Below are 8,719 nucleotides of genomic sequence, written 5' to 3'. Positions count from 1 at the left end.
CATAATGCAATGTTTCAAAATACGCATTAAAGAATGCTTTGTGTGCGAAAACAAGTATGTGGTTTTTTAAAAAATTAAGAAGTTTTTAGTTTGTTGTTAAAAATATTCTTTTTAAAAAATTTTACTGATTTTTTTGTACTTATTATAGATTTATTGTTTCTGTATATGAAATATATGCGTATATTTGCGAAATATTTACGAGAAATGAGAAAAACAAAAATTTGGGCAAAAGTCATGATTGGCTTTGTTAGTTTTTTATATGCTAACGCCATTAAAAAACCTTAATCAGCCTTCCCTCAAAAAATCAATACGATTTTTTAATTTAATAGGTGTGTAAAAGCGGTAGGCCTCCCGGCCGATCCGCTTTTTATTTTTATCTAATTTTTTGCTTAAAATATTAAGCTACTGGCTAATGCCATGTAATTTCCAAGTGATGAAAGAGATTGGTAATCTGCAATAGAAAGGATCGGTTTGGAGCTAATCTTAGTTGTTTATTAGATGCAAGCGGAGCTTACTTAAATGTGAGTTACTTTAAATTCTTAAATGGTGAACCGGAATTAGTCTGGTTGGCTGAACTGTAAGAAGGGTTCAATATAAAAATCATAAACAAGCAAGCTCTTCTTGCTAATTTAAACAAAACGCCCATATAGATTAAATGAAAAGAGTTTCAACTGAGCAATTTCTGTAGGTTATTATCGCAGGTAATACCATAAGATTTTCAGTTAAGGTACTGAATAAGATATCCGTTAAAATCGAAAAACAAAAAAGAAACACAAAAATGGGTGGAAGAATTAATCGAACTGAAAGTTATGTTGCATTTTTATTTATAAATATCTATTTTTGCAGTCCTTTAAAATAAAAGGGTTAAAAATAATTTATTAATAACAATGGGTCAATACGAAACCACTATCATTCTTACCCCGTTATTATCAGAAGATGCAGCTAAAGAAGTTATTGCTAACTTCTCTAAAATCTTAACTGATAATGGAGCCGAGATTATCCAGGAGGATAATTGGGGTTTGAAAAAACTGGCGTATCCAATTGAGAAAAAATCAACTGGATATTACCATATTACTGAATACAAGGTATCAGGAGAGGTTATCGGCAAGTATGAGTTACAATTGAAGCGTGATGAGCGTGTAATGAGATTCTTAACTGTTAAATTAGACAAGCATGCTGTAGCGTACAATGAGAAAAAACGTTCTGGTGCTTTTAACAAAAAGAAATCTGAAAAAGCGGAGGCAGCAAACTAATGGCAAAAGATCAAATCCAGTACGTTACTGCTCCCAAGGTGGAGGATAACAGAAAAAAATATTGTCGTTTTAAAAAGAACGGTATTAAATATATCGATTATAAAGACGCAAACTTTTTATTGAAATTCATTAATGATCAGGGTAAAATCTTACCTCGTCGTTTAACCGGGACTTCTTTAAAATATCAGCGTAAAGTAGCTCAAGCTGTAAAGAGAGCTCGTATTATCGGTATATTGCCATTCGTAACTGATGGTTTAAAATAAGGAGGGCAATACACATGGAAGTAATTTTAACACAAGATGTAAAGAACCTGGGCGAGAAAGACGATATCGTTATTGTAAAGCCTGGTTATGGCCGTAATTATTTGATTCCTCAGGGACATGCTATCTTAGCTACTGAGTCGGCAAAGAAAGTTTTAGCTGAGAACATTAAACAAGCTCAGTTTAAACAAGAGAAAATTAAAAAAGATGCTGAGGCTACTGCTGCTAAATTGGCTGATGTTAAATTAAGCATTGGTGCTAAAGCTGGCGAAACTGGTAAAATCTTTGGTGCTGTAAACACTATTCAAGTGGCTGATGCATTGAAAAAATTAGGTTTCGACGTAGACAGAAGAAGAATTACTTTTGATTCTGATGTTAAATTTGTAGGTGAGTACAAAGCAAATTTAAACTTACATAAAGAAGTTAAAGTTCAAGTTCCTTTCGAGGTTATTGCTGAATAATTTAGCTTTCTTAATATAAAAAATGCTCCTTAAAACACTAAGGAGCATTTTTTATTATATTAAAATTCATATACCCTGTGGTTGACACTCTTATCAAATACCTGAAAAAATTGCTGTTGTGGTTCTTTTGTTTCACATTTCTTTGGGTATTAGCTTATCGTTTTATCAATCCCCCTTTTACTTATTTAATGATTTCAAGAGCATTCGAGAGAAAGTTTGATGGAAAATCGTGGAAAATAGATAAAGAGTGGAGAGATTTTGACGACATCTCTTTAAATCTTAAAAAGGCGGTAATTGGTGCAGAAGATGCCCGGTTCTTGAGCCATAACGGTTTTGACTTTGATGCTTTGGGTAAAGCTTATCAAAAAAATAAAGCCGGGAAAAAGATAAGAGGTGGCAGTACAATTTCACAACAGACGGCAAAAAACGTATTCTTATGGCCGGGCAGATCTTATATTCGTAAGGGATTTGAAGCTTATTTTACTATATTGATTGAGCTGTTATGGTCTAAGCAACGTATAATGGAGGTTTATCTGAATGTAATTGAGATGGGGGATGGGATTTACGGAGCTGAAGCAGCTACTCAAAAATATTATCATAAGTCCTGTAAAAGCTTGCTGAAGGGCGAAGCAGCGCTTTTAGCTGCTGTATTGCCCAACCCAAGAAAGTGGACGCCAGCTAATCCAACAAATTACATTTACAGAAGACAGTCAATAATTAGAAGAAACATGGCTGCTTTAGGAACCCTGAATTTTTAAAGAGTTCAATACATCAGTCAGAACATCCGCTTTTGTAAACTGATAACCTAACACGTAATTCAAACTTGCTTTTCCTTCTTCTGAAAACTGTATAGCAGATAATATAATGCCGGAAGTATGAAAATGCTGCCTATTAATAAAGCCCAGGCCAAAGATTCGATAGCTTTTTCATGTCCCGCGTTTTCTATGAGTGACAGATATTTTCCGTTTTTTAAGATAATGAGGTTAGGAAAATGTTCCCATGTGATGGCTAATAATATCATTGTTACCTGGAAGCCGGCCAATAGCCTTAGCTGAATGGTTTTTTTCTGATCTATAGTTCTCCATAAAATAAAAAGAGAAACGGTTGCCGCAAGTATAGCTATTACGCCAATTGTATTTCCAAATATCCAGTTAATTAAGGGTATACCCTCTAAATAGGAAATGATGAATACAAGGGAGCCTGCTATGACAGCGGCAATGTTCATGTATTTGGCTTTAAGAATAAATCTCTTTTTATCTTCGTCTGTATCTGTTTCGCCAATAATAAAGATGGCCGCCAAAAAGCCACAGATAGCTACAGTGAAAAAGCCTACAGCAATCCCAAACCAGTTAAACCAGCTAAAAATATAAGCGTTTAGGAAGTCGGTAGATTCGGTGTCTATAGATCCGGAGACAGTACTCGCCGCAATAATTCCCAAAAAGAAAGGGGTAATGAAGCTGGAATATTGGAAAATTTTGTGATAAAGAAACTGCATGTCGTCTACAACAGCATCGTAATGCCTGAAAGCAAAAGCCGTTCCTCTGGCTATAATGCCAAATAGCATGAGTACTAAAGGAATATGCATATGTATAGACATGGTTGTGTATATTTCTGGAAAGCCAACGAAAAGAATAACAATAGCAATAATAAGCCACATGTGGTTGGCTTCCCATACCGGGCCAATAACTTTATAAACCGTTTTTCGGGTTTTGCTCTGATGTCTTTTGGAGGTAAATAGTTCTAAAATTCCCGCTCCAAAATCTGCTCCTCCAAGCAATAAATATAACCAGATGGCTGCCCATAAATAAGCGATAACAACGTATGTCATAATCAGTGTTTTTCGGTTGGGTTAGGGATGTCGTAAATTTTGTCAACCATTTTAATCTGTCTGTACAACATAAAACCTACAACAAAAGATAAAGAAATATATATTGCTGTGAAGATATAGAACGAATAGACAATACCAGGCATTGGTGTTACAGCATCAGCTGTTTTCATAACATTATAGATAATCCATGGTTGTCTGCCAACTTCTGTTACTGTCCATCCGGCTTCAACTGCAATAAATCCGACAGGGGTTGCTATTGCAAATAATTTCAATAGCCATTTGCTTTTTAGCAAATCCCTTTTTTTCCATAAACTATAGAAATATAAAACCGCAATCATCATCATCAATACGCCTAAACCAACCATAATCTGAAAAGCATAATGTGTAATGGCTACCGGGGGATGATGTTCTTCCGGAATTTGGTCTAGCCCTTTCACCTCGGCATTAATGTCTCCGTAAGTAATAAAGCTTAGCAGCCCGGGTATCTTTATGGCATATTTTACAGTTTTGTTTTCTTCGTCAGGTATTCCGCCAATGATAAAAGGAGCCCGTTTTTCTGTATGAAAATGCGCTTCCATAGCGGCTAGTTTTGCTGGTTGCCTTTTAGCAACATCTTTGGCAGAGATATCTCCGCTTAAAGGCTGGACAAGAGCAGCAATGCACCCAAAAACCGCGGCAATTTTAAAAGATTTTTTATGGAATTCTATATTCTTTCCTTTTAAAATCATAAAGGCATGTACTCCGGCTACTGCAAAACCTGTGGCACAAAATGCAGCAATAGACATGTGTAAAGCCTGTGAAAACCAGGCATCATTAAACATCGCCTGAATAGGATCGATATTGATATATTCGCCATTAACAAAGTCGAAACCCGAGGGGCTATTCATCCACGCATTGGCTGCTACTACTAAAATACCTGATACAATACCGCTGATTCCAACGATAAGTCCAGTCACCCAGTGAAACCAGGGATTGAATTTATCCCATCCATAAAGGAAAAAACCTAAGGCAATCGCTTCGATAAAAAAAGCTGTTCCCTCTAACGAAAATGGCATTCCAAATATCGGACCTGCATGCTTCATAAATTCTGGCCATAGTAGTCCCAGCTCGAAAGAAAGTGCTGTTCCAGATACTGCACCGGTAGCAAAGAAAATAGCTACGCCCTTACTCCATGCTTTTGTGATGTTTTTGTAAACCTGTTCTTTGGTCTTTAGATAATAGAAATGGGAAACAGCCATAAAAAAAGGCATGACCATTCCGATACAAGAAAAAATAATGTGAAAGCCCAGCGATAACGCCATTTGGGAACGAGCAGCTAGAAAATCATCCATGTATAGAAAACATTAAGGCATCTATATGATGCGTATACCGTAACAAAAATATAAGAATACCTTATATGATTTTCTGAATTTGGGACTTTTTAAAAAATAAAATCATTCTTAATAAAGAATGCATTTGCTTTTATAAAAAAACTTTAGCATGCCAGCTTTCCTTTAGAGGAACTTCCCATGCGTGGTTCAATTCGGAGAGATTTTTCACAAGGTTGTTGAATACGATTGTTTCCGCATTTACTTTTTGTTCCTGAATAAGAGATTCAAATTCAGATCTTCCGGTAATTTTAATTTCATTTCCCTCTTTCCATGCTACCTGAAATCTGTCGAATAAATTAACCTTAAACTCTTCCTCAATAGCTTTCATCACATGAACAGATTTGTCTATAGAGCATCCACTGGCACCTGTTAATGTTTCATCTACAATTAATACGATAAATCTTTGATATTTGATTTCGTATGAAGCTTTGAGCTGCTGATTGTGTGCAGTCCATGAGGTAGTGAAATCGGCTAGAATAGTATTCAGACGTTCCAGTTCTGCGGAGGTAAATATTCTGTTTGATTGATAGATCCAGACTTTAGATTCTAAACTTAATTCCATATTTCAAAATTAAAGAAATAAAACGATTAAAGCAGATTGTTAACTAAGTGCTCCACGTTGAAAAAACTATTTTACAAAAATATGTATGTTTACTAATTTTAATCATGCATTTTATTTGTAACCTTTTTCTCGCTTTTTTTATATTACCATTGTCCTGGCTTAGCAACCCAGATGTACCGGCTTTGAGGGATAACATCATACAGGTCTATAATAAGTATGGTGCTGAAAAATATCTGGAAAGAAAAAGTTATGAATTAGATATTAATGCGAACGGATTCATAAGATATAAAAGGGTTTGGAAGAATAACAAATCGGAATACTTTTCGGTAAAAATTGAAAAAGTTAAAGACATCAATTTTTTGGGAAGCGAAAAGGGTGGTTGGCTGTCTCTTATCTGCGAACCGGAAACCGTTATTTACCAGACACACAGAGATCCTTCCGGCAATGTAGATTCGATGACGAATGAGATTTCTTTCCCCCTATCCGCGATCTCTGAGGACGAACTTAATCTTTTTGCTAAAAACTTTAAGTCTTTAAAGGAACTTGTGGCTAAAAAAGTTGAAAATTAATGTCAGATTTATATTTTTTACTATCTTAGCACTACTAAACTATACTAAATAACTTGAAAAAGACGTTTTACATAATGGCCGCATTGTGTATTTCGGTAATTCATGCGTTCTTTTTGAATGCCTGGCTGTCTAAAAACGATTCTGAAGTAAATCGGATTACTTTGGAAAAAAACGTGTCTCCGGATAGTCTGGACGTTCATAAGCTACTTCCTGTCATGGAAGAAGAGCAAATGAATATCGCGAAATATATAGACAATTAAAGGTTGTTGTTTTTGGCAGTAATTTCTGCTATGTCCAGGACATCGATTTCGTTGTCCTTTTCGAAATGCTTTACGCCATCTCTAATCATGGTCATGCAGAAGGGACAGCCTACGGCTACTACATTTGCAGATGAAGCTAATATTTCTTCTGTTCGTTCTATATTAATATCTTTTAGACCTTTTTCGGGTTCTTTGAACATCTGTGCACCTCCTGCACCACAACATAATCCATTCTGTTTACATCGTTTTAATTCTATTAAATCTGCATCCAAAACTTCGAGGGTTTTTCTTGGGGCTTCGTAAACATCATTTCCTCTGCCAAGATAGCAGGGGTCATGAAAGGTAATCTTTTTTCCTTTAAAAGCCGAGCCATCCTCCGTTTTTAGTTTTCCTGTATTGATGAGTTCCTGAATTAATTGTGAGTGATGAATAACATCGTAAGCTCCACCCAATTCAGGATATTCATTTTTTAATGTGTTGAAACAGTGAGGGCAGGCAGTTACAATTTTTTTAATATTATATGCATTGAGGACTTCAATATTTCCCAGAGCCTGCATTTGAAAAAGAAATTCGTTTCCTGCCCGTTTAGCTGGATCACCTGTACAAGATTCTTCAGTTCCCAGAACAGCAAACTTGATTCCAACGTGATGAAGTATTTTAGACAGCGCAATAGTAACACGTTGTGCCCGTTCATCATAACTCCCTGCGCACCCTACCCAAAAAAGAATTTCTGGTGATTCGCCGTTAGCTGCCATTTCAGCCATTGTAGGTATCTTAAAATCTGTCATAGTAATATTATTGATTTGCCCAGTTAAGTCTGTCATTTGGAGAATACTTCCACGGTGCCGCATTATTTTCCATGTTAGAAAACATATTATTAATGCTGGCAGATGCATTGGATTCTTCCATAACGGCATATCTTCTCAACTCCATAATAATAGCAAGCGGATCTATATTTACAGGACAAGCCTGTGTGCAGGCGTTGCATGTTGTGCAAGCCCATATTTCTTCTCGTGTGATGTAATTATCAAGAAGTGGGTTAGCTTTAATTTCCTGCTCATTTGCTTTATCTATTTTTCTTCCCACTTCTTCCAATCTGTCTCTGGTGTCCATCATAATTTTTCTTGGAGAAAGCATTTTACCAGTGATATTTGCAGGACATACCGAGGTACATCGCCCGCATTCGGTACAGGTATATGCATTTAACAGATGAATGCGATTGAGGTCAAAAATATCATTTGCTCCGAATTTTGTTTGATTGTCCACAGCGGGAGGAACAAAAGAGGGATCTAGCATAGCCCTTACTTCATTAGTAACTGCAGGCATATTATTAAATTTACCTTTTTTATCCAATTTGGAATACCAGGTATTTGGAAATGCCAGAATGATATGAAAATGTTTAGAACTTGGCAAATAATTCAGGAAGAAAAGAATTCCTAAAATGTGAAACCACCAGCAAAAACGTTCGATAAATATCAGCTGTTCTCCGGAATTTGGTAAGATATTACTTAGGTATACCGATATAGGAAATGAGCCTGCCTGGTGATAAACCCCCAGTTGCTGTAACTTGTAATCGGCAGCGTTCATAGTAAGGAAGGCAAGCATTAAAACAACTTCTATACCTAATATATATAGAGCGTCCTTTCGCGGCCATGATTTCATTTCTATTCCTGAAAATCTTTTCAGATGAAGGACTAATCTTCGACATAAAAATACAATTACACCAACCAATACCAGTAAGGCCAGAATTTCGAATGATGCAATTAAAACATTATAAAAGTTTCCCATAGAAGAGAAAATTCGGTGAGTCCCCAAAACTCCATCTATAACAATTTCTAAAACTTCTACGTTGATAATGATGAAACCTATGTAAACAAAAAAATGCATAATAGCAGCAATAGGCCTTGCTACCATTTTGCTTTGGCCAAAAGCGACCTTCAGCATGGTTATCCACCTATCCCGTTTTGAGCCTGTTAGGCTTATTTCTCTACCCAGACAGATATTTCGATATATTTTTTTTATTTGAAGTGCAAAAAGAATTATCGCTCCCAGAAATATAATAGTAAATATGAATTGTGATACCATATGACAAAGCCTATAATTATATCCTAATATAATAAAAATAATATGCATGCATATTATTTTTATTTTTCTTT

11 protein-coding genes are annotated in these 8,719 nt (G+C 35.7%); 6 read left to right on the top strand and 5 right to left on the bottom strand.

The genetic code is table 11. From position 1 onward, the window contains the following. The first annotated feature begins 887 nt into the window (after nucleotides 1-887). The 4 genes from rpsF to mtgA all read left to right on the top strand — a co-directional run bounded on the left by rpsF (nucleotide 888) and on the right by mtgA (nucleotide 2,732). Complete coding sequence (gene rpsF, locus ABWO41_RS12415) at nucleotides 888-1,253, top strand: 30S ribosomal protein S6 (protein WP_353138307.1); 366 nt, start codon at nucleotides 888-890, stop codon at nucleotides 1,251-1,253. Next, nucleotides 1,253-1,516, top strand: coding sequence for a 30S ribosomal protein S18 (gene rpsR / locus ABWO41_RS12410; protein ID WP_013633328.1), 264 nt, complete (start codon nucleotides 1,253-1,255; stop codon nucleotides 1,514-1,516). The genes rpsF and rpsR overlap by 1 nt, the downstream gene beginning before the upstream one ends. A 14-nt stretch (nucleotides 1,517-1,530) precedes the next feature. Continuing rightward, the gene (gene rplI / locus ABWO41_RS12405; RefSeq protein ID WP_353138303.1) at nucleotides 1,531-1,974 is read left to right on the top strand and encodes a 50S ribosomal protein L9; all 444 of its coding nucleotides are present in this window, start codon (nucleotides 1,531-1,533) and stop codon (nucleotides 1,972-1,974) included. Nucleotides 1,975-2,051: 77 nt separating this feature from the next. Next, nucleotides 2,052-2,732 carry a monofunctional biosynthetic peptidoglycan transglycosylase gene (gene mtgA / locus ABWO41_RS12400; protein ID WP_353138300.1) on the top strand — a complete coding sequence of 227 codons (681 nt, stop codon included), beginning with the start codon at nucleotides 2,052-2,054 and terminating at the stop codon, nucleotides 2,730-2,732. A gap of 59 nt (nucleotides 2,733-2,791) precedes the next feature. Here the strand turns inward: mtgA and ABWO41_RS12395 are convergent, their stop codons facing one another. From ABWO41_RS12395 to ABWO41_RS12385, 3 genes are all read right to left on the bottom strand, one after another. After that, nucleotides 2,792-3,802 carry a cytochrome d ubiquinol oxidase subunit II gene (locus ABWO41_RS12395; RefSeq protein WP_353138297.1) on the bottom strand — a complete coding sequence of 337 codons (1,011 nt, stop codon included), beginning with the start codon at nucleotides 3,800-3,802 and terminating at the stop codon, nucleotides 2,792-2,794. A gap of 2 nt (nucleotides 3,803-3,804) precedes the next feature. Beyond that, a complete protein-coding gene (locus ABWO41_RS12390) occupies nucleotides 3,805-5,133 on the bottom strand; it encodes a cytochrome ubiquinol oxidase subunit I (RefSeq protein WP_353138294.1) in 1,329 nt (442 codons plus the stop codon). Nucleotides 5,134-5,263: 130 nt separating this feature from the next. After that, nucleotides 5,264-5,734, bottom strand: a complete 471-nt coding sequence (locus ABWO41_RS12385; RefSeq protein ID WP_353138291.1) for an ABC transporter ATPase — start codon at nucleotides 5,732-5,734, stop codon at nucleotides 5,264-5,266. 182 nt (nucleotides 5,735-5,916) lie between these two features. Here ABWO41_RS12385 and ABWO41_RS12380 point away from each other — a divergent pair, with 182 nt between their 5' ends. Together ABWO41_RS12380 and ABWO41_RS12375 are read left to right on the top strand one after the other, a co-directional pair. After that, nucleotides 5,917-6,303 carry a hypothetical protein gene (locus ABWO41_RS12380; RefSeq protein WP_353138288.1) on the top strand — a complete coding sequence of 129 codons (387 nt, stop codon included), beginning with the start codon at nucleotides 5,917-5,919 and terminating at the stop codon, nucleotides 6,301-6,303. Between the two features lie 53 nt (nucleotides 6,304-6,356). Beyond that, on the top strand, nucleotides 6,357-6,563 hold the full coding sequence (locus ABWO41_RS12375) for a hypothetical protein (protein ID WP_353138286.1): 207 nt from the start codon (nucleotides 6,357-6,359) through the stop codon (nucleotides 6,561-6,563). Here ABWO41_RS12375 and ABWO41_RS12370 read toward each other — a convergent pair. After that, nucleotides 6,560-7,351 (bottom strand): (Fe-S)-binding protein, encoded by a 792-nt coding sequence (locus ABWO41_RS12370; protein WP_353138283.1) that lies wholly within the window; start codon nucleotides 7,349-7,351, stop codon nucleotides 6,560-6,562. The genes ABWO41_RS12375 and ABWO41_RS12370 overlap by 4 nt on opposite strands. Before the next feature lie 7 nt (nucleotides 7,352-7,358). Beyond that, nucleotides 7,359-8,719: 4Fe-4S dicluster domain-containing protein (locus tag ABWO41_RS12365; protein ID WP_353138280.1), on the bottom strand; the 1,361-nt coding region annotated here is incomplete at its 5' end.

The organism is Pseudopedobacter sp. (assembly GCF_040392825.1).
Taxonomy (GTDB): domain Bacteria; phylum Bacteroidota; class Bacteroidia; order Sphingobacteriales; family Sphingobacteriaceae; genus Pseudopedobacter.
This window is presented reverse-complemented; position numbering and strand designations above follow the sequence as displayed.

Bases quoted from the DNA above. Each gene is read 5' to 3' on its own strand.
- ABWO41_RS12370 (WP_353138283.1), bottom strand. From the start codon at position 7,351: ATGACAGATTTTAAGATACCTACAATGGCTGAAATGGCAGCTAACGGC.
- rpsF (WP_353138307.1), top strand. From the start codon at position 888: ATGGGTCAATACGAAACCACTATCATTCTTACCCCGTTATTATCAGAA.
- ABWO41_RS12395 (WP_353138297.1), bottom strand. From the start codon at position 3,802: ATGACATACGTTGTTATCGCTTATTTATGGGCAGCCATCTGGTTATAT.
- ABWO41_RS12385 (WP_353138291.1), bottom strand. From the start codon at position 5,734: ATGGAATTAAGTTTAGAATCTAAAGTCTGGATCTATCAATCAAACAGA.
- ABWO41_RS12390 (WP_353138294.1), bottom strand. From the start codon at position 5,133: ATGGATGATTTTCTAGCTGCTCGTTCCCAAATGGCGTTATCGCTGGGC.
- rplI (WP_353138303.1), top strand. From the start codon at position 1,531: ATGGAAGTAATTTTAACACAAGATGTAAAGAACCTGGGCGAGAAAGAC.
- rpsR (WP_013633328.1), top strand. From the start codon at position 1,253: ATGGCAAAAGATCAAATCCAGTACGTTACTGCTCCCAAGGTGGAGGAT.